Source organism: Streptomyces sp. NBC_01537 (genome assembly GCF_045040445.1).
GTDB lineage: Bacteria > Actinomycetota > Actinomycetes > Streptomycetales > Streptomycetaceae > Actinacidiphila.
The window spans coordinates 6,828,548-6,849,490 of record NZ_CP109392.1 but is presented as its reverse complement, the minus strand read 5'-3'; the positions used below and the strand labels follow the sequence as shown (position 1 = coordinate 6,849,490).

At 69.0% G+C, this 20,943-nt stretch carries 14 protein-coding genes; 11 read left to right on the top strand and 3 right to left on the bottom strand.

Translation table 11 applies throughout. From position 1 onward, the window contains the following. Positions 1-107: 107 nt before the first annotated feature. On the bottom strand, positions 108-3,884 hold the full coding sequence (locus tag OG607_RS31455) for a family 78 glycoside hydrolase catalytic domain (protein WP_405730648.1): 3,777 nt from the start codon (positions 3,882-3,884) through the stop codon (positions 108-110). A gap of 489 nt (positions 3,885-4,373) precedes the next feature. Here OG607_RS31455 and OG607_RS31450 point away from each other — a divergent pair, with 489 nt between their 5' ends. From OG607_RS31450 to OG607_RS31420, 7 genes are all read left to right on the top strand, one after another. Then, positions 4,374-5,408: a LacI family DNA-binding transcriptional regulator gene (locus OG607_RS31450; protein WP_405730646.1), complete on the top strand. Its 1,035-nt coding sequence runs from the start codon at positions 4,374-4,376 to the stop codon at positions 5,406-5,408. 124 nt (positions 5,409-5,532) lie between these two features. Then, on the top strand, positions 5,533-6,810 hold the full coding sequence (locus tag OG607_RS31445) for an extracellular solute-binding protein (protein ID WP_405730645.1): 1,278 nt from the start codon (positions 5,533-5,535) through the stop codon (positions 6,808-6,810). A 75-nt stretch (positions 6,811-6,885) separates the two neighbouring features. Further along, entirely contained in the window at positions 6,886-7,839 is a 954-nt protein-coding gene (locus OG607_RS31440) for a carbohydrate ABC transporter permease (RefSeq protein WP_405730643.1), read from the top strand. A 1-nt stretch (position 7,840) separates the two neighbouring features. Next, on the top strand, positions 7,841-8,755 hold the full coding sequence (locus OG607_RS31435) for a carbohydrate ABC transporter permease (RefSeq protein ID WP_405730641.1): 915 nt from the start codon (positions 7,841-7,843) through the stop codon (positions 8,753-8,755). Between the two features lie 88 nt (positions 8,756-8,843). Next, positions 8,844-10,283 carry a glycoside hydrolase family 32 protein gene (locus OG607_RS31430; protein WP_405730639.1) on the top strand — a complete coding sequence of 480 codons (1,440 nt, stop codon included), beginning with the start codon at positions 8,844-8,846 and terminating at the stop codon, positions 10,281-10,283. A gap of 24 nt (positions 10,284-10,307) precedes the next feature. Continuing rightward, positions 10,308-12,857: a GH32 C-terminal domain-containing protein gene (locus OG607_RS31425; protein ID WP_405730637.1), complete on the top strand. Its 2,550-nt coding sequence runs from the start codon at positions 10,308-10,310 to the stop codon at positions 12,855-12,857. Positions 12,858-12,945: 88 nt separating this feature from the next. Beyond that, the gene (locus OG607_RS31420) at positions 12,946-13,968 is read left to right on the top strand and encodes a phosphotransferase (protein ID WP_405730635.1); all 1,023 of its coding nucleotides are present in this window, start codon (positions 12,946-12,948) and stop codon (positions 13,966-13,968) included. 235 nt (positions 13,969-14,203) lie between these two features. Here the strand turns inward: OG607_RS31420 and OG607_RS31415 are convergent, their stop codons facing one another. Together OG607_RS31415 and OG607_RS31410 are read right to left on the bottom strand one after the other, a co-directional pair. Continuing rightward, positions 14,204-15,274 carry a carbohydrate kinase gene (locus OG607_RS31415; RefSeq protein WP_405730633.1) on the bottom strand — a complete coding sequence of 357 codons (1,071 nt, stop codon included), beginning with the start codon at positions 15,272-15,274 and terminating at the stop codon, positions 14,204-14,206. Continuing rightward, positions 15,267-16,325 (bottom strand): LacI family DNA-binding transcriptional regulator, encoded by a 1,059-nt coding sequence (locus tag OG607_RS31410; RefSeq protein WP_405730631.1) that lies wholly within the window; start codon positions 16,323-16,325, stop codon positions 15,267-15,269. The genes OG607_RS31415 and OG607_RS31410 overlap by 8 nt, the downstream gene beginning before the upstream one ends. Before the next feature lie 147 nt (positions 16,326-16,472). Here OG607_RS31410 and OG607_RS31405 point away from each other — a divergent pair, with 147 nt between their 5' ends. The 4 genes from OG607_RS31405 (at position 16,473) to OG607_RS31390 (ending at position 20,585) form a co-directional block, all read left to right on the top strand. Next, on the top strand, positions 16,473-17,591 hold the full coding sequence (locus OG607_RS31405; RefSeq protein ID WP_405730629.1) for a substrate-binding domain-containing protein: 1,119 nt from the start codon (positions 16,473-16,475) through the stop codon (positions 17,589-17,591). A 107-nt stretch (positions 17,592-17,698) separates the two neighbouring features. After that, entirely contained in the window at positions 17,699-18,733 is a 1,035-nt protein-coding gene (locus tag OG607_RS31400) for an ABC transporter permease (protein WP_405730627.1), read from the top strand. Then, complete coding sequence (locus OG607_RS31395) at positions 18,730-19,518, top strand: ATP-binding cassette domain-containing protein (RefSeq protein WP_405730625.1); 789 nt, start codon at positions 18,730-18,732, stop codon at positions 19,516-19,518. The genes OG607_RS31400 and OG607_RS31395 overlap by 4 nt, the downstream gene beginning before the upstream one ends. A gap of 14 nt (positions 19,519-19,532) precedes the next feature. Further along, complete coding sequence (locus OG607_RS31390; RefSeq protein ID WP_405730623.1) at positions 19,533-20,585, top strand: aldose 1-epimerase; 1,053 nt, start codon at positions 19,533-19,535, stop codon at positions 20,583-20,585. The last annotated feature ends 358 nt before the right edge of the window (positions 20,586-20,943 follow it).

Here is a 20,943-nt window from a genome sequence, read left to right as displayed (position 1 = left end):
CCGGCCGGGCGACCCCCGGCCGGCTGTAAGTCCTGAGTGCTGACGACGTGGCCTAAGCCCTGTCCGGGCGATCATGGCCGGGCCGTGCCTGATCGCCCGGACAGGGCCTAGCAGATGCCGGTGAGCTTGGTGTCGCTGTACGGGGTGCTGTCGGAGGAAGTGGTGACGATGTGGCAGCCGGGCTGGACGTCGTCGACGCGCAGGAAACCGTTGTCGTAGGTGGCGGCGACGCTGCTGCCGTCCATGAAGACGCTGGTCGTACCCTCGGTGCCGCCGGGCAGGTACACCGAGGAACTGGTGTTGGCCGGGACGTTCACGCTGATGTCGACGCGACCGCCGCTGGTGGTGTCGAAGGCCGCGCCGATGGTGCCGTGGCCGGTGGGCACCGTGACGTTGGCCCAGGTGACCGAGGTGGGCTGGGGCTTGACCTGGAAGGTCGCAAAGCCCGGGGTGGTGGACCGGATGCCGAACATGTCCTGGGGGATGTTGAAGGCGGGGGCCGCCGCCCAGGGGTGTGAGTAGGTGGTGTTGGACTTCTGCGAGAGGTCCCAGGCCTCCATGGTGGCGCCCGCCCCCGCGTTGATCATGTTCATCCAGCTGTTGGTCCCGGTCGAGGTCAGCAGGGTGTACGCGAGGTCCGGCCGGTTGCCCTCGTACAGGGCCTGGATGAGGAAGCCGGCGCAGTAGACGCTGCACGCCATACCGCGGGTGCCCAGGTAGGTGGCCACCTGCGCGGCCTGCGAGGAGCTGGCGAGGCCGAACGCGGTGGCGAAGGCGCTGGCCTGGACGGCGTAGTGGTTGATCACGGTGCCGTCGTTGTTCAGTCCGTCACGGTAGGCGCCCGTGGATGAGTCCCACATGTTCGCGTTGACCGCGGTCTTGATGGCGGCGGCCTTGGCCGTGTACGTAGCGGCGTCCGAGGTCTTGCCCAGCGCGGTGGCGATGTCTGCCATGTCCGCGTAGGAGCGGTAGGCGATGGCGTTGATGACGGTGTTGTAGGAGGTGAAGACGTAGCCGTCGCGCTGCGAGGAGGGCCAGTCGACGATGTCGCAGTCGGTGCAGCTGCTCGCGCCGCTGCTGCCGGTGGTCTTGTGGATCAGGCCGGTCGAGGAGTCATACCACGCGTCGGGGAGCTTGCCCTGAAGGGTGGTGTAGGCGGCGGACAGCGGCACGGTGCTGCCGGTGGCCTCGTAGCTGTCGTGCAGGGCCAGGATCGTGTACATCGGCCACTCGGTGGGCCAGGTCCGGTTGGAGAGCAGGAGGCTCAGCGAGTAGTCGCCCAGCGCCGAGTCGCCGCCGGTGTAGAGGTTGCCCAGGAGCTGGAGGTAGGAGTCGGCCTCGTAGTAGCCGCGCTCACGCTCCCAGGAGTCGACGTAGAGGTTCTGGTTGCCGGTCTCGATGGTGTTGCGGGACAGCGCCCAGACCTTGTTGAGGGTGCTGTCGGAGGAGTTGAAGACGCCGGCCGACTCGTCGAACGGGTACAGGTACGCCTCCGCCGTGAAGTCGGCGGCGGTCAGGCCGGTGGGGGCGCCGATGACCTGGACGTACCGGAAGACGCGCAGGCCCCAGGTCTCCAGTTGCTGGCTGCCGGCCTTCAGGACCCACTTGTCCTGGTAGGTGTTGCCGGCCGAGGTCTGGTACTTGACGGTGTTGGTGCCGGAGGTGACCTGGCCGTAGCGGATGTCCACCACCTGTCCGGCGGTGCCGCTCAGGGTCAGGGACAGGCCGCCGATCCAGGTGCGGCCGTAGTCGATGAAGTAGTTGCCGCTGGAGTACTCGGTGACCGAGGCGGGGGTCTGGGACGTCTGCCTGACCTTGGCGGTCGGCGTGGGCTGCAGGTTGCTGAAGGAGCTCTTGGTGACCGCCGACGGCCAGGCGGCGGCGCTGAAGGCAGCCGTGGCGAAACCGAACGGGTAGCGGCGGGCGTCGAAGTTCTCCTTGGGCGCCGTGTAGTAGCTGGTGCCGATGGAGCCGACGCTCGGCAGGATCCGCGTGCCGTCCAGGGCCTTCCAGCCGGCTCCGGTGCCGTACGTCTTGCTGGTGCCGTCGGTGTACCGGACCACCAGCTGCGCCAGGAATCGCTGGTCACTGGTGGTGTAGGCGAGTGCGCCGATGGTGTTGGCGGCGCCCGCGTTCAGCAGGGAGGTCACGTCGTAACCGTCGTAGCGGGTCTCGGAGCCGACCGGCCGGGTGGGGCCGACGCCGACGAAGCTGCCGTTGACCCACAGCTTGTAGACGAACTGGCGTGCCGGGGTGGTGGAGGCTCCGGTGGCGTACAGGTGGGCCCAGGCGATGGACTTGCCGGAGGCCAGGTTCGTGGTGCCGCGCAGGAACGTCCAGCTGGGTACGGTCAGCAGTCCGGTGCCGCAGTTCTTGCTGGTGCCGATGACCAGGGCGGCGCTGGTGATGGTGCCGCAGCTGAAGTCGGCGTTGGATGAGTCGCTGAAGTCGTTGCTGTACAGAGAGCTGCCATTGGGGTCGGTAACGGTGATGTCGTCGAAGGTGGCCTGCTCGGTGCTGCCGGTACGGAAACCGATGCCGCCGGAGGAGTAGGTCGCGTCGGTGGTGGTGTCGACCAGGGTCCAGGTGGTGTCGGCGGACGCCTTCAGATAGGTCGTGAAGGTCGAGCCGGAGGCCACGATCCGGAAGTTGTAGGTCGAGCCGGTGGTCAAAGTGATCGGCAGCGCCACGGCGGTCTTGAGAGCCGTGAACGTTCCGCTCTTCTGGACCTGCGGGGCGAGGGTGTTCACGCCGCCGCCCTTGAACTGCCACAGGTAGAAGTTGCTGGTGTCCTTCTCACGGAAGGTGACGCTGGCGATGTTGGCGGTGATGACGAAGCTGCCCTGGAAGGTGTAGTCCGTCCAGGCAGTGGGCAGCCCGGTGACGCAGTTCTTGGCCTTGTCGACGAACAGGGCGCCGCCGGTGATGGTGCCGCAACTGAAGTCGGCATTGTCGGAGTCGCTGAAGTCATTGCTGTAGAGGGAGTTGGCGCTGGAGTCGGTGACCGTGATGTCGTCGAAGGTGGCCTGCTCGGTCAGGCCCGTGCGGAAGCCGATGCCGCCTGAGTTGAAGGTGGCGTCGGTGGTGGTGTCGACCAGGGTCCAGGTGGTGTCGGCGGACGCCTTCAGATACGTGGTGAAGGTCGAGCCGGAGGTCACGATCCGGAAGTTGTAGGTCGAGCCGGTGGTCAAAGTGATCGGCAGCGCCACGGCGGTCTTGAGAGCCGTGAACGTTCCGCTCTTCTGGACCTGCGGGGCGAGGGTGTTCACGCCGCCGCCCTTGAACTGCCACAGGTAGTAGTTGCTGGTGTCCTGCGCACGGAAGGTGACGCTGGCGTACTTGGCGTTGATGACGAAGCTGCCCTGGAAGGTGTAGTCCGTCCAGGCGGTGGGGGCGCCGCTCCAGATGGGGGTCGCCGCGGACCAGGTGGTGCCGGGCCCCGTACCGAAGGCTGCGGCGGCCGACCAGGCGGAGGCGGCGCCCGAGGTGTCCCAGGTGCGGACCCGCCAGTAGTAGCCGGAGGAGGCGGTCAGGGTCGCGCCGGCATACGTCACGTTGCCGTCGGTGGTGGAGGTGACCTGGCCCGAGTCCCACACGTCCGGCGTCCCGGTCAGGGCCGAGGACGTGGTGGCGACCTGTATCTGGTAGGCGCTCTGCCGGTCGCCGCCGACATGCCAGCCGAGGAGCGGCGCGGACCCGGGGGCGACGTCGGCGGGGGCAGCCAGCCCGCCGACGGTCAGGGCCGTGGGCGCGGCGGTGGAGGCCTGCGCCGAGGGCAGCAGTACGGTCACTCCGCCGACGAGGGCGAGCACCGTGGTGAGCAGGGCCGCGAGCAGAAACCGCCCGCCTGTGGATCTTCGGTGGGACGGTGCGATGGGCATCATGGCGCGGTTCCTTGATACGTTTCAATCACGGAAGCCGGGGCTCCCCGGCCAGGGGGGGTGTGAGGTGGCTGACATACTGAAACGGGACATCCGAGGCTGTCAACACTTTCGCAACATGGCGTTCATCTTCAGCTGACCCGCGTCGGCGGGATCAGCGACTGGGGGGCCGACGACGGCCACCGGAAGGTGGGCCGGCTCCTGGCCGCGGGCCACCGCCCCAGGCTGCCGGGCAGTCGAGTCGATCCTCGAAGAGGATCCTTGGAACAGCCCCGGGAACGCCGCAGCGCACCGGGTGCCCATGCTCCTGCGCGAGCGGGACTCCCTCGGACCGCCGAGCGTCCGACCCTTCCCGGGGCGGGCCGCAGCGACGCACCGGCCGAACCCCCGACGACACCGCTTGGCCACGAGTTCGTAACGAGGCGTTGACAGGGATGCCGCCGGTGGCGCAATCTCATCCCGCAATCAGTTGCCAAAACGATTGGGCACACCATGGGCAAGCGGGTCGGGATCAAGGATGTGGCGGCGGCAGCCGACGTCTCGGTCACGACCGTCTCCCACATCCTCAACAATGTCGAGGGCAAGCGGATCAATCCGGAGACCCGGCAGCGGGTCCTGGAGGCGGCCCGGCGGCTGGGGTACGCGCCGAACGGCCTGGCGCGCGGGCTGCGTCTGAAGCGTTCGAACACGGTGGGCTTCGTCAGCGACGAGATCGCCACGACGCCGTACGCCGGGCGGATCATCCTGGGGGCCCAGGAGGCGGCAGCCGAGCAGGGCCTGCTGCTGCTCATGCTGAACACCGGGGGCAATCCGGAGCTGGAACGCAAGGAGATCGACCTGCTGTTGCAGCGGCAGGTCGACGGTGTGCTGTACGCGTCGATGTTCCACCGGGTCGTGGAGGTCCCGGACGGCCTTCGCTCGGTGCCGACCGTACTGCTGGACGCGCGCTCGGACGACCTCACCGTGCCGTCGGTGGTGCCGGACGAGGTCCTCGGCGGCTACACGGCGGTGCGCGAACTGCTCGACCACGGCCACCGCCGGATCGGCTTCGTCAACAACCTGGACGACATCCCGGCCACTCACGGACGGCTGAAGGGCTACCGGGCCGCCCTCGCCGAGGCCGCCATCGCCGATGACCCGGACCTGGTGGTGACGGAAACAGCCGACTCCGCCGGAGGGTACCGGGCGGCGCGCCGGCTCCTGGAGGGGGTGGCGCGGCCCACCGCGTTGTTCTGCTTCAACGACAGGATGGCGATGGGCGCCTACCGGGCGGCTGCCGAGCTGGGGCTGTCCATCCCGGCGGACCTGTCGGTCATCGGATTCGACAACCAGGAGCTGATCTGCGAGGGCGTGTTCCCCAAGCTGACCACGGTCGCCCTGCCGCACTACGAGATGGGGGCACGGGCGATCACCCAGTTGCTCGCCCTCATCGAAGCACCGGGCCCGATCGCGGGCCCGGCCGCGCAAGAGATGCTGCCCTGCCCGCTCGTGGCACGGGCTTCGGTCGCTCCGCCGCCCCGACTCTGACCTCGGGACGGCGGAGCACCACCGAAACAAGCGGCCGTCATCACCGGCCGCCCGGCACGGTCTGGCTGGACCGTGCCCAGTGAGATGGAGGAACCTCGTGGAATCGAGAACCAGGCGCCTCGCGGTGTCGAGTGTAGCCGCCCTCAGCGCGGCCATGCTGATCGCGGGCTGTGCAGGCGGCAGCACCGGCTCGGGCGCGGGCGCCGACGGCAACACGCTGACCCTGTGGACCCACAACGCCGGCAACGCCACCGAGTACGCGGTCGTCAAGCAGGTCGTCAAGGACTTCAACGCCAGCCAGAGCAAGTACAAGGTCAAGATCCAGGCGTTTCCGCAGGGCGCCTACAACGACTCGGTGGTGGCCGCGGCCGCGGCCAAGAAGCTGCCCTGCCTGCTCGACTCCGACGGGCCCAACGTGCCGAACTGGGCATTGGGCGGATACCTGGCCCCGCTGGACCTGTCCAAGGGCAAGGTCGCGGTGTCGGACCAGCTGGCCAGCACGGTCGGCACGTACAAGGGCAAGGTCTACTCGTTCGGCTTCTACGACGTGGCGCTGACCATGTTCGCCCGCAAGTCGGTCCTGAAGAAGTACGACATCCGCATCCCCACCGTCGACACGCCCTGGACCAAGAGCGAATTCGCCGCGGCGCTGGCCAAGCTCAAGGCGAGCGGCAAGTTCACCTACCCGCTGGACCTGGCCACCGGTAACGCCGGTGAGTGGTGGCCGTACGCCTACTCCCCGATGTTGCAGAGCTTCGGCGGCGACCTCGTCGACCGCTCGACGTACAAGACCGCCAAGGGCGCGCTGAACGGCACGAAGGCCGTCGAGTGGGGCAAGTGGTTCCGCTCGCTGGTCACCGACAAGTACATGGCGCAGAAGTCCGGGAGCAGCCCCAACAACGACTTCCTCAACGGCAAGACCGCCATCGAGTGGGACGGCAGCTGGGACGGCGCGACCAACGCCAAGAAGCTCGGCAGCGATCTGGCGGTGATTCCGCCGGTCGACTTCGGCTCCGGGCCGAAGATCGGCGGCGCGTCCTGGCAGTGGGGCATGAGCTCCTCCTGCTCCAACAAGGCCGGGGCGCTGGCCTATCTGAACTTCTCCCGGCAGACGAAGTACTTCGTGGACTTCGCCAAGTCCACCGGCACCATTCCGGCCACCGACGCGGCAGCCGCCCAGGTGCCCGGCTACCAGCCGGGCGGGCAGTTCAACATCTTCGTCAAGGAAGCACAGAAGTTCGCGGTGGTCCGGCCCGTCACCCCGGCCTACCCCTACATCTCCACCGTGTTCACCAAGGCGGCGCAGGACATCGTGGCCGGCGCCGATGTCAAGGGCACTCTGGACCAGGCCGTCAGCCAGATCGACAACAACCTGTCGACCAACGACTACGACGCCGGCTGACCGCATCCAACCGTCCCGGCGGAGGCGTGCCTCCCCCTCCGCCTCCGCCGGGGCACGTTCCTGCCCGGAGGTCTCATGACCACCATGATGTCCACCCATACCGGCACCGACGCCGATGCCCGTCCGCGACCGGTGAAGCGTCCGGCGCGGATGCGCGCACGACGCCGGGAAAGCCTCACCGCCCTGGGCATGGTGAGCCCCGCGGTGTTCCTGCTGCTGCTCTTCTTCGTCATCCCGGTGACGCTGGCGTTCGCGCTGGCGTTCACCAACGCCCGGCTGATCTCCCCCACCCCGGCGCACTTCACGGGCCTGCAGAATTTCCGGATCCTGCTGCACGACCCGCTGTTCTACAAGTCGCTCCGGAACACGTTCTACTTCGCCGTCGTGGTCGTCCCGCTACAGGGCGGACTGGCCCTCGTGCTGGCGCTGCTGGTCAACGGCAAGGTGAGGGGCGTCAACTTCTTCCGCACCGTCTACTTCATCCCGGTCGTCACCTCGATGGTCGTGGTGTCCATCCTGTGGACCTTCATGTACCGGCAGACCGGGCTGATCAACCACCTCATCTCCGCGCTCACCTTCGGGCATGTGCACGGACCGGACTGGCTGAACAACCCGTCCACGGCCATGCCGGCCATCATCTTCATGTCCGTGTGGCAAGGCGTCGGCTTCCACATGATCATCTGGCTGGCCGGACTGCAGACCATCCCGGCGGACCTCTACGAGGCCGCCGACATCGACGGGGCCGGCCGCTGGGCGCGGTTCCTCTACGTGACCTGGCCCGGCCTGCGCGCCACCCGGACCTTCGTGCTCATCACCATCACCATCGCCGCATTCAGCCTGTTCACGCAGGTCAGCGTGATGACCCAGGGCGGACCGCTGGACTCCACCACCACGGTCGTCTACCAGGCCGTCCAAACCGGCTACGCACAGCAGCAGACCTCCTACGCCTCGGCGATCTCGCTGGCCTTCTTCGTCCTGGTGCTGACCGTCTCCCTCGTACAGCGCTTCCTCACCCGAGAGAGGGACTGACGTGACCACCGCATCCCCGACCCCGCCGCGTACGGACCGCCGCCCGGCATCGGTGCTTCGTGTGCTGGGAATCCAGGCGGCGCGCGTCATCCTGGCGCTGTTCTTCGCCTTCCCGATCATCTTCATGCTGGTGTCGTCCTTCAAGCCCGACCAGCAGATCTTCGGCGACCTGGGCAGCATCAAGGCGTTCCTGCCCGTCGGGCACCTGTCGCTGGCCAACTACGCCGGAGTGTTCGACCGGGTGCCCGCGGCGCGGTTCCTGCTCAACTCCGTCGGCGTCTCGGTGATCACCGTCGTGCTCGGCATCGTCGTCAACAGCCTTGCCGCCTTCGCCCTGTCCCGGATGCGCTGGCGCGGCAAGAAGGTCGTGCTCTCCGCACTGATCGCGACCCTCATCGTGCCGTTCGAGACCTTCGCCCTGCCGATGGTCTGGTGGGTCAACAAGCTCCCCTGGCTCCAGATGAACGGGTTCCACCTCACCCTCACCGAGGGCTGGCTGGACACCTACCAGGTGCAGATCCTGCCCTTCATCGCCAACGCCTTCTCCATCTTCCTGTTCCACCAGTACTTCCAGAGCATCCCCAAGGAACTCGACGAAGCGGCGGTCATCGACGGAGCCGGCTGGTTCGGCATCTACCGGCGCATCGTCATGCCGCTGTCCGGCCCGGCGATCGCCACCGTGGCCATCCTGACCTTCCTGCCGGCCTGGAACTCCTACCTGTGGCCGCTGATGGTCATCCAGAGCGAGGACCTGCGGCCGGTCATGGTCGGCATCCAGTACTTCTTCCAGCTCGACGTCTCCTGGGGCCAGATCATGGCCTACGCCTCCATGATCACCGTGCCGGTACTCGCACTGTTCCTGGCCTTCCAGCGGTCCTTCATCAACAGCATCGCCTCCAGCGGCGTCAAAGGCTGACCCCGGCGCGACCCCCACCGCACCCGCGCCCCGGTTGCGCCCCTCTCCTCATGCCGCGCTGTGTGCGCACCCCCCGAAAGGCATTCGTGTGTCCGCGTCGCCCGTCGACCCCCACCTGCCCGCCGTCCACCTGCGGCCGCCCCGGAACTGGATCAACGACCCCAACGGGCTGGTCTTCCACGACGGCCACTACCACGTGTTCTTCCAGTACAACCCGCACGGCCCCGAGCACGCGGACGTCCACTGGGGCCACTTCCGCAGCCCCGACCTGCTCCACTGGGAACTCCTCCCGGTCGCCCTCGCCCCCACCCCCGGCGGGGACGACGCCGACGGCTGCTTCTCCGGCAACGCGATCTCCCACGGCGAGCGGCTCACAGCCTTCTACTCCGCGTACCGCACCGACCGCTGGTGGCAACCGGTGACCACCGCCGCATCAGAAGACGGCGGACGCACCTGGACCAAGCGGCCGGAGCTCCTCATACCGGAGCCGCCGACCGGGACGACCATGTACCGGGACCCCTACGTATGGCGGCAGGACGGCCGGTGGCGGATGCTGGTCGGCGCGGCACTCGACGACGGCCGGGGCGCGGCCCTGCTGTACGAGTCCGATGACCTGGACGACTGGGAGTACCTCGGCCCGTTCCATACCGGCCCGGCAACGCACGGCGAGGCGGCCGGCTCAGGCTGGGAGTGCCCGCAGTACGCCACTTTCGGCGAACACGGCGCGCTGATCGTCAGCGACTGGGACCCGCAGGACGGGCCCCGCAGCGTCATCGTCCATTCGGGCCGGGAGGAGCACGGCCGGTTCTCGGCCTCCGCCCCGATGCCACTCGACCACGGGCCGGACTTCTACGCTCCCGCGTTGCTCCGGGCTCCGGACGGCCGATGGCTGCTGTGGGGCTGGGCATGGGAAGCCCGGGACGCCGACTGGGTGCGCGAGGCCGGCTGGGCGGGCATCCTCACGCTTCCGCGCGAGGTCACCCTCACCGACGGACGATCGGTGTGCCAGCAGCCCGCCCGTGAACTCCTCGGCCTGCGCAGCGCCCAGCTCCTGGACGCCACCGGCCGTGCCCGGACAACGCCGACGACGCTCGGGGAGGTCAGCCGCACCTTCGACCTCACCGCACAGCTCACACCCGCGACGGGTCGGCCTGGCGGTCTCCGGCTGATCACCTCGGCCGACGGAACCGAGTATTTGGACATCACCGTCGACTCCGACGCCGGCGTCGTGGCCGTCGACCGCTCCCACGCCTCCCACGCCCCCCGAGCAGCGGGCGGCACGTACCGCATCCCCTGCCCGGCGGCCCGCTCCGGTGCACCCATTGAGCTGCGCCTGGTGGTCGACCGGTCAGTCGTCGAAGTCTTCCTCAGTACGGGAGAAGCCCTGACACTGCGCTTCTACCCGGTCTCCGATGCCCCCTGGCTGCTGCAGGCCCGATCCGTCGACTTCACCGTGCAGGCCTGGGAACTCGCCGCACGGGAAGCGCTCACCCCCTGCCTGGCAGCCCACAGCGCCCACCGAGCTTGAACCGACTCACGCAGAAGGAGCACCATGTCCGCTTCTCTCCGTCCGCGCCACAGACTCCTCGCAGCACTCGCCGTCGTGTCCGGGATGGCCCTGCTCGCCGCCTCGCCGGCCACCGCCGGCACTCTCTACCACGAGCAGTACCGCCCCCAGTTCCACTTCACCCCGGCCGAGAACTGGATGAACGACCCCAACGGCCTGATCTGGTACAAGGGGCAGTACCACCTGTTCTTCCAGTACAACCCGTCCGGCAACAGCTGGGGCAACATGTCCTGGGGACACGCCGTCAGCACCGACCTGGTGCACTGGAAGCAGCTCCCGGTAGCCGTCCCGCAGGACGACCAGGAGATGATCTTCTCCGGCAGTGTGGTGCTGGACAAGAACAACACCACCGGCATCGGCACCAGGAAGAACCCCCCGCTGGTCGCCATCTACACGAGCTACCAGAAGGCCACCGGCATCCAGGAACAGGCCCTCGCCTACAGCACCGACGGCGGCACCAAGTGGACCAAGTACTCCGGTAACCCGGTCCTGGACATCAACTCCCCCAACTTCCGCGACCCCAAGGTCTTCTGGTACGCCCCCACGCGCAGCTGGCTGATGGCCGTCGCCCTCTCCGACCAGCACAAGATCTCCTTCTACAGCTCCCCCGACCTCAAGCACTGGACCCACCAGAGCGACTTCGGCCCGACCGGCGCCACCGGCGGGGCGTGGGAGTGCCCGGACCTGTTCCCGCTGCCCGTGGACGGCGACCCGCGCAAGACCAAGTGGGTCCTGGCGGTCAACCTCAACCCCGGCTCCATCGCCGGCGGCTCCGGTGCCCAGTACTTCGTCGGCGACTTCAACGGCAAGAAGTTCACCGCCGACGACACCGGCGCCTACACCCCGCCCAGCGGCACCGTCCTGCAGGACTTCGAGTCCGGCTCGTACGCGAACTGGACGAACACCGGCACCGCCTTCGGGACCGGACCGGCGACCGGGGCGGTGGACGGCCAGGGAGCGGTCACCGGTTTCGACGGCCAGGACTTCGCCAACAGCTTCCACGGCGGTGACGCCTCCACCGGCACCCTGACCTCGGCCGGGTTCACGGTGACCAGCGACTACCTCAACTTCAAGATCGGCGGCGGCACCCACCCGTACGACTCCGACGCCGTCCTGGGCGACGAGCCGGCACCCACCGGCGAAGTCCTCGCCGACTTCGAGGACAGCACCTACACCAGCCCCATCGGGGGCTGGACCACCACCGGCGACGCCTTCGGCACCGGACCGGCCCAGGGCACCCTCCCCAACCAGCAGCAGGTCTCCGGCTACCTCGGCAACGGACTGGCCAACTCCTACCTGGACGGCGACGCCACCACGGGCACCCTGACCTCACCGACCTTCACCGTCGACAAGAAGTACCTCGACTTCCTCATCGGCGGCGGCTACCACGCCGCCAGCTCCGACACCCCCACCGCGGTCGAGCTCCTCGTCGACGGCAAAGTGGTGCGTTCCGCCACCGGCGCCAACGTCGAGGCTCTGAACTGGGCCTCCTGGGACCTGTCCGACCTGCAGGGCAAGCAGGCCCAGATCAAGGTCGTCGACGCCAACACCGGGGGCTGGGGACACCTCAACCTCGACCAGGTCGTCCTCTCCGACACCCAGGCCAAACCCATGTCCACCGAGACCGGCGTCAACCTGCTCGTCGACGGCAAGGTCGTGGACAGCGCCACCGGCTCCAACTCCGAGAACCTGGACTGGGCCTCCTTCAACACCGCCGCCTACAAGGGCAAGCAGGCCCGGATCCAGATCGTCGACGCCAACACCGCCGGCTGGGGACACATCCTCGCCGACCAGTTCACCGCCGCCGACAAGCCCGCACTGTCCACCACCCAGAGCGCCCACTGGCTCGACTACGGCCAGGACTTCTACGCGGCCAACACCTACAACGACGCCCCCGGCGGACGCCGCGTCATGACCGCCTGGATGAACGACTGGAACTACGCCGGGAACATCCCCACCAGCCCCTGGCGCAGCGCCGACACCTTCCCCCGCCAGCTCTCGCTGCGGACCGTGAACGGCAAGACCCAGCTGATCCAGCAGCCGGTCGGCGAACTGAAGACCCTGCGCGGCGCCGGCGTCCGCATCCCGACCACCACTGTCACGGACACCACCACCCCGCTGCGCGTGCACGGCAGCACCCTGGAGATCCAGGCCGACCTCACCGCGCGCACCGCCACCCGCTTCGGCCTGGACGTCCGCACCGGCTCCGGACAGCGCACCCGGATCGGCTACGACACCAGCACCGGCGAGGTGTACCTGGACCGCACCGCCTCAGGCGCCGTCGACTTCGACCCCACCTTCTCCAGCACCGAGCACGCCCCGCTCGCTCTCCACGGCAAGGCCCTGCACCTGCACGTCCTCGTCGACGCCTCCTCGGTCGAGGTCTACGCCGAGAACGCGCGCGGCGAACAGGTCGTCCTCACCGACCAGATCTTCCCGGACCCCTCCAGCACCGGTGTCGACGTCTTCGCTGAGAACGGCACCGCCACCCTCAGCCGCATGCACGCGTGGCAGCTGAAGTCCATCTGGCGGTAACGCGTCCCGCGCGGTCCGCAGACATCGTTGACGGGCTGCACACGTTTCCAGCGGTCTGGTGCCACGCAAGGGGGCAGAATGCCCAGGCATGCGAGATAGGCCGACGGGCTCGAGCGAGACCGCACTGATCCGGGCACTGGCCGACGGCTGGGCCATCGAGCCCCGGTCGGTCGAGTACCTGCCGGTGGGCGCGGGCAGCTATCACTGGTCGGCGGTCGAACGGCACGGGACGGCGTGGTTCGTCAAGGCCGACGACCTCGGTGTCGACGCCACCGAGTGCGATGACGCGTTCGGCCGGCTCGGCCGGTCGTTGAGCACCGCGCTGGCCCTGAGGCACGACGCCGGGCTCGACTTCGTCCTCGCGCCGGTCCCGGCCGTGACCGGCGCAGTGGTGTGGCGGCTCGCTCCGCGGTACGCCCTCTCGGTGTTCCCGATGATCGCGGGCGCCGCCGGGCAGTTCGGGGTACACCGGCCCCAGGATCGGGCCGAGGTGATAGACCTTCTGGCCGAGTTGCATCGGGCCACCCCGGTGGTGGCGGACACCGCTTTGCGCACAGATCTGGTGCTGCCCGGCCGGGACCGGCTGCACGAGGCGCTGGGTGACCTCGACCAGGAATGGACCGGCGGGCCTTTGGCCGAGCCGGGCCGCCAGGTGCTGGCCGCGCACGCCGGACGCGTCCAAGGGTGGCTCGCCGACTTCGACCGGTACGTCGACACGGTCCGTGGCACCGAGGCGAAGTGGGTGGTCACACACGGCGAACCGCATCCCGGCAACATCATGCGATCCCCGGCCGGACCGTGGCTCATCGACTGGGGCACCGTGCAGATCGCTCCACCGGAACGAGACCTGTGGATGCTCACCACCGCCCTGGCCGACCTGCTCGGGGAGGAGCCAGCCCGCGGCGAGAACAAGGTCCTGGCGCGCTACACCCAGCTCACCGGCCGCATCGCCACGCCGGCCGGCATCGCGCTGTATCGGATGTGGTGGACGCTCGCCGACATCGCCATCTTCGTCGACGAGCTGCGTCGGCCGCACGGCACCGGCGAGGACATCGCCGCGGCGTTGACCTGTCTCACCGGCTATCTCGAATCCAGCCGGAACTTCCAGTAGTGACAGCGACCGGCTTCCGGACACGCAGCCCGGCCGGGCAGTCCTCCATGCCGTCGACCGCCGGCTCCTGTCTTCACCAGCGCGGTGAGCTGATCGCGGCTGTGTTCGGTGAGGCCGGCCCCAGTGATCTCCGAACGTCCAACATCCACACATCGCTTCGAGCGACGGTTCGCCTGCCGAAGCAGCGCGTGTGCGGCCGGGCCGGGGGCGCCGGCCCCCGGCCCTTCGCATCGCGTCACAGCCGGCCCGACACCGCCGCCTGAGAATTTCCGCCCTCGCCCGCCAGGTCGGCGCCGTCGGCGAAGGTGAGGTCCGTCGCTTCCAGGGGCGCGTGGGCGGACAGGTGGGGGCGCGGACGGGCGGTGGGCGGGTCGGCGCCCATGCGCTCGCAGGTGAGCGCGGAGACGAGGACCGCGTCGTCCACGGCGGACGCCAGCATGGCCGGAGCGACGGTCGCGACGGCCTGCGGGGTGTGCAGCCCGCGCCGGAGCAGAGCGCCGAGCAGTCCCGCGGTAAAGGCGTCTCCCGCTCCCACGGTGTCCACCACCGCGACCTTCCGGCCGGGACGGCTGAAGCTTCCCGCGTCAGCGTGGAAGGCGTGGGCACCGTCGGCACCGTCGGTGACCACCACGAGGAGCGCGCCGAGGTCCAGCCAGCGGGCGGCGATCCGCTCGATGGGAGTGTCCGGGTAGAGCCACTCGGCGTCTTCGCGGCTGGCCTTGACGATGTGGGCGACGCCGACGCTGCGTTCGACAGACTGCCTGCCGCGTGCCGGGTCGCCCATCAGCGCGGGGCGGACGTTGGGGTCGTAGCTGATCAGGGCCGTACCGTGGGCGTGCAGCCGCTGGACGGCGGAATGGATGTGCTCGCTGCCCGGCGGCGTCCAGGAGGCGACCGAGCCGAAGTGCAGGACGGCGGTGTCCGGCGGGATGCGGGTGGTCTCGGCCTGCGTCCACTGCCAGTCGGCGGTGCCGTCCAGGTAGAAGTCGTAAGTGGCACGCCCCTCCGCGTCCATGGATACGACGGCCAGCGTGGTCGGCTCGGTAGCGTGCGGGGAGGACGTCAGGTCGACCCCCTCGGCGGCGGCGTGGGCGCGCAGTATCCGGCCGAAGGTGTTGCCGGCCAGCCGGGCCATGAGCGCGGTGTGATGTCCCAGCCGGGCGAGACCGACGGCGACGTTGAAGGGGCTGCCGCCGGGCCGGGCGCGGTAGTCGCCGGGGGCTCCGAGCTGGACCATGTCGATGAGGGCTTCGCCGATCACGGTCACGGCCGGGGGCTGCCCCGTTGTTTGAGTCGGTTCAGTCATGGCGGGGTCCTCTGGCTGCGATCTCGCCGGAGCCCCGCTGGATCAGCCGGGTCGGCACGGTGACGGTACGGGTGGGTGACTGGTCGCCGTCCAGCCTGCTGAAGAGGGTTTCGGCCGCGGTTCTGCCCATCCGCTCGATGTCCTGGGCGATGACGGAGACACCGGGGCTGAGCATGTCGGCGAGGGGGAAGTCGTCGAAGCCCATGTGGGCCACGGTGTTCTGCAGGCCGAGGGTGCGCAGCGCGCGGCTGGCTCCGACGGTGACCAGGTTCTGACTGGTGAACAGTGCGGTCGGGGGGTCCGGCAGCGACAGGATCTGCTCGGTGGCGGCGATGGCGGCCTGCTCGCTGGGCCCTTCGTGGCGGATGATCGCGTCGTCGGTCTCGATGTGCGCGAGTTCCAGGGCGTGCCGGTAGCCGTCGAAGCGCTGGGCGGCGGTCGGGATGGACGCCTGGTCGCCGAGGTAGGCGATCCGGCGGTGGCCGGCCTTGAGCAGGTGGTTGACGGCGGTGATGGCGCCATGCCGGTTGTCGGCGACGACGGCGTCCGCGTCGAGGAGGTTGGGCTCGCGGTCGACGAAGACCATACAGGTGCCCGAGCGCTGTTCGCTGATCAGGTAGCTGTGGTCGCGTCCCGCCGGCACGATCACCAGCCCGTCGACCCGCCGGTCGATGAGCGCGCGGGCCAGTTCCCGTTCCCGGGCGGGGTCTTCGTCCAGGCTGCCGATCAGCACGAGCACGCCGCGCTCGCGCGCCACGTTCTCGACGGTGCGGGTCAGAGCGGCCGAGAAGGGGTTCGCCGCGTCTTCGACGAGCATCCCGATCGTCGCCGTCCGGCCGTCCCCGCGGCGCAGGCTGCTGGCGGTCAGGTTGGGCCGGTAGCCGAGCTTGTCGGCCGCATCGCGGACCCGAACGACAATCGCCGGATCGACGGTGGGAACCCCGTTGACCACGCGCGACACCGTTTTGGTGGCTACGCCGGCCAGCGCCGCGACCTCACGCATGGTGGGGCGGCTGCGGCGCTGCGACGGTAGCGACTCGCTCTGAGTCATCGTTGTCTCCCAGCAGTTCTGCGTTACCGACTCGTTGCGGATGCATGTCTACCAGTCCCTTGACGCACTCGTCCATGGGGGTCCAGTATCCCGTCGGGTCAACGTTGTCCCAGCGTCGGCGACGACGGTTCGGGAAAGGGCTTAAGCATGAACTTCTCAACCAGCCACGTGTCGGGCCGCAGTAGTCGGCGCACCCGGGCGGCAGCGATCGGCGTCACGGTGTGTCTCGGGGCCACCCTCGCCGCGTGCGGCTCCAGCGGGAGTACGGCATCGTCCGGCAGCGGCGACAAGGTCGGCGTCTCGCTCATCCTCAAGACGCTCAGCAACCCGTACTTCGTGAGCATGGAGAAGGACGCCAAGGCCCAGGCCACCAAGGAGAAGGTGAACCTGACGGTGGCGGCGGGCACGTCGGACGGCGACACCCAGACCCAGATCACCGCCATCGACAACGCCATATCGCGCGGCGACAAGGGCATCCTGATCACCACCAACGGCGACGCGGTGAACACCGCGCTGAACCGCGCCAAGCAGGCCGGTCTCTTCGTGATCGCCCTGGACACCGCCCCGAACCCGGCGAGCGTCGCCGACATCACCTACGCCACCGACAACGAGCAGGCGGGCAAGCTCGTCGGCCAGGCCGCGGCGGCGACGCTGGACGGCAAGCCTGCGGTCATCGCCATGCTCGACCTGTTCAACAACCAGGTCGTGTCCGTCGACATCAACCGCGACCACGGCTTCCTCGAGGGCCTGGGCATCGACCCGGGCAGCAAGACCGAGAACGGCAAGGAGGCCAAGTCCGGCAAGTACACCGGCGGCAAGGGCAGCACCTATACCGTCGCCTGTCACCAGCCCACGCAGGGCGCCATCGACGGCGGCCGCACCGCGATGGAGAACTGCCTGTCGGCCAACCCGGACATCAACGTCGTCTACGCGATCAACGAGCCGGCCGGTGAGGGCGCGTACAACGCGCTCAAGGCGGCGGGCAAGGAGAAGAGCGTCAAGATCTTCGCGATCGACGGCAGCTGCTCGGGCCTGAAGAACGTCACCAGCGGCAAGTTCACCGCCGACGCCGTGCAGTACCCCGGCAAGATGGCGGCCCTCGGCGTCACCTCGATCGCGAAGCTGGCCCGTGGCGGCAGCAAGCCGAGTGTGACCAACGGCAAGTCGTTCTACGACACCGGAACCGCGCTGGTGGCCGCCGAGTCCATCGACGGCCTGACCGTCCAGTCGCCGAGCCAGGCCGCCTCCGCCTGCTGGGGCAGCTGACACTTCCCGAACGGGTGCGGCGCCGGTACGGCACCGGCACCGCACCCGTACCCGCACCCGCACGAGCCCACGAGCCCGTACGAGGGAAAGACCCGGAAGGACCCCCTGTGACCACCCACGTGGACAGTGAAGCCACACCGGCACCGGCCGAGGAGTTTCTCAACCGGCCCGCCACCCTCAGCCAGCGCATCCACTCGGTGCTGCACCGGCAGCCGGCCCTCAGCCCGGCGATCGTCCTGGTACTCGCCGCCGTGGTGTTCTCCCTGGTCAACGACCGCTTCTACCAGCTGCAGAACCTCTCGCTGATCGCCCAGCAGGTCGCCGTCGTCGGCACGCTGGCCGTCGGCCAGACGCTGATCATCCTCACCGCCGGCATCGACCTGTCCATCGGCGCGGTCATGGTGCTCTCCTCGCTGCTGATGTCGAAGCTCGTCGCGGACAGCCACCTGCCGGGCGTGGTGGCGCTGCTCGCCGGTGCGGTCATCGCCATCGCGGCGCAGGCCGTCAACGGGTTCCTGGTGACGAAGGTCAAGCTGCCGCCGTTCATCGTCACCCTCGGCACCCTCAGCATCTTCACGGCGATCACCCTGATCTACGCCAAGGGCCAGGTCGTGTCCCTGCAGCCGGGCAACCTCCTCATGTGGAGCGCCGACACGGTCTCCGTCGGGCAGTTGAACCTGACCACCGGCGTCCTGCTCATGATCGCCCTGTACGCGGTGGTCGGCTACGCGCTGCGCTACACCGCCTGGGGGCGCCACCTGTACGCGGTGGGCGACGACATCGAGGCCGCGCGTCTGGCCGGCATCTCGGTCAACCGGGTGCTGCTGAGCGCCTACATGGTGGCCGGCTTCACCATCGCGGTGGCTGCCTGGATCCTGGTCGGCCGGGTCGGCGGTGGTGACCCCAACAGCGGTCTCAACGCCAACCTGCAGTCCATCACCGCCGTCGTGATCGGCGGCACCAGCCTGTTCGGCGGACGCGGCGTGGTGCTCGGCTCGCTGGTGGGCGCACTGATCGTCCAGGTCTTCGTCAACGGCCTCGCACTGGCCGGGATCGACCCGAACTACCAAGTCCTCACAGTCGGCGTCCTGGTGATCGCGGCTGTCTCCGTCGACCAGTGGATCCGGAGTGTGAAGTCGTGACGACCACCACCGCAACCGCACCTGTGCTGCAGGCCAAGGGCCTGGTCAAGGTCTTCGGCAGGGTTGTCGGCCTGTCCGACGTCGACCTCACCCTCCACCCCGGAGAGGTCCTGGCGGTCATCGGCGACAACGGCGCCGGCAAGTCGACGCTGATCAAGTGTCTTTCCGGGGCCCTCGTCCCGGACCAGGGCAGCCTCTTCGTCGACGGCAGCGAAGTGCAGTTCAAGCGACCCCAGGACGCCCGCGAGGCCGGCATCGAGACGGTCTACCAGACCCTGGCCGTGTCCCCGGCGCTGGACATTGCCAGCAACCTGTTCCTGGCGCGGGAGATCCGCCGCAAGGGCGTGCTCGGTTCGGTGTTCCGGATGCTCGACACCGGCGAGATGAAGCGGCAGGCCGCGGACAACATCAAGCGGCTGGGCATCAGCACACTGCAGAACATCAACCAGGCGGTGGAGACGCTGTCCGGCGGTCAGCGGCAGTCGGTCGCCGTGGCCCGGGCGGGCGCGTTCGGCGGCCGGGTCGTCATCCTCGACGAGCCGACGGCCGCCCTCGGGGTGCGGGAGACCGGACAGGTGCTCAAGCTCGTCCGCGACCTGCGCGACCAGGGCCTGGGCGTCATCCTGATCAGCCACAACATGCCCAACGTCTTCGAGGTCGCCGACCGCATCCACATCCAGCGGCTCGGCGCCTGCGCGGGAGTGATCACCCCGCAGTCGCACTCGATGGAAGACGCCGTCGCGATCATGACCGGGGCGAAGAAGCTCGCCCCGGAAGCCGGCTGAGAGCCGGGGCCGGGATGACCGACACATACCGGATCGTCGAGGGCCGGACCGCCGAGGGCAGCCTCGGCGGCGAACCCACCGTGGCCGTCTCCGCGCCGGACGGTTCGGCGCGCGTCATCCTGGCCCTGCGCGGGGCGACACTGCTGAGCTGGCAGGTCAGGCGCGGAGCAGCGGGGGAGGCCCGGCTGACGGAGCTGACGGAGCTGACGGAGCTGACGGACGGCTACCGTGACGAGGCGGAACTGCTGTCGCAGGACGGCGTACGGGCGGGGCTGCTGGCCCCGTTCCCCAACCGCGTCGCCGACGGCCGCTACCGCTTCCGCGAGCGCGAACACGACCTGCTGCCCGGCCGCCACGGGGACCGCACGGTCTACCACGGGTTCGCCCGCGAGGCGCCGTTCGAACTCGTCGACGCCACCGCCACGGCCGACTCCGCGCGGCTGCTGCTGCGCAGCACGCACATCAGGCCGGGCCGGTACCCCGGCTACCCGTTCGCCGTCGACCTCGCGGTGGAGTACACCGTAAGCGCCCGCGAGCTGGGCATCGAGATGCGGGCGACGAACGTGGGCGACACCACCGCCCCTTACGCGGCGGGCTGGCACCCCTACTTCACCCTGTCACGGCCTATCGACGACCTGGTCCTGCGGATCCCCGCGCACACCCTGATCCGCACCGACGCCTCCCTCATCCCGCTGCACGGCGACAGCGCCCTGCTCCCTCTGGAGCACTGCCCCGACCTGGACTACCGGGCGCCGAGACCGCTGGGCGGCACCGTCATCGACGCCTGCTTCGCGGACCTGTCCCCAGGGCCCGGCGGCCGGGCCGAGACCGTGCTGAGTGACCCGGCGACCGGTGACGAGCTGAGGGTGTGGCAGTACGGCGGCTACATGCACGTGTTCACCGGAGACACCCTGGCACGGGACCGGCGCGCCTCCATCGCTCTGGAACCCGTCGAGGCGCTCACCAACGCCTTCAACCGCCCGGACCACGCCGCCGCCCTGTCCCTGGAGCCCCGCCAGCAGCGGAAATTCCGCTTCGGTGTCAGGTACGCGTCCCCGGGAAGCTGACACCGGCGATCGCAGGTCCCCGAGCTCGGCAGCCGAAGTCCGCAAGCCCCTGCTCGGTCCCTGCGTCACCAGCTCCCCGCAGTCAGGACGTCGTTGCGCACTTCGGCGCACTCCGCCTCAATCGTGGAAGCCCTTTCAGGATGCGTCCGTCGCCACAATTCGAGGGTGTATGCAAGATCATTCTCCGCCGACGCAGGGCTGAGGGCTCGCAAAGAACTGGCCGACCTCCCACGCAGCGTGGTGGAAGCCCTCTGCGATCACCCGTGACTCGTCCTGCTGGTCCATCCCAAGGCGTCCGCGCTCCCCTCGCGCTCCCGTCTTCGCAGCACGTGACGCATCCTGCCAACCCCTACTCGAC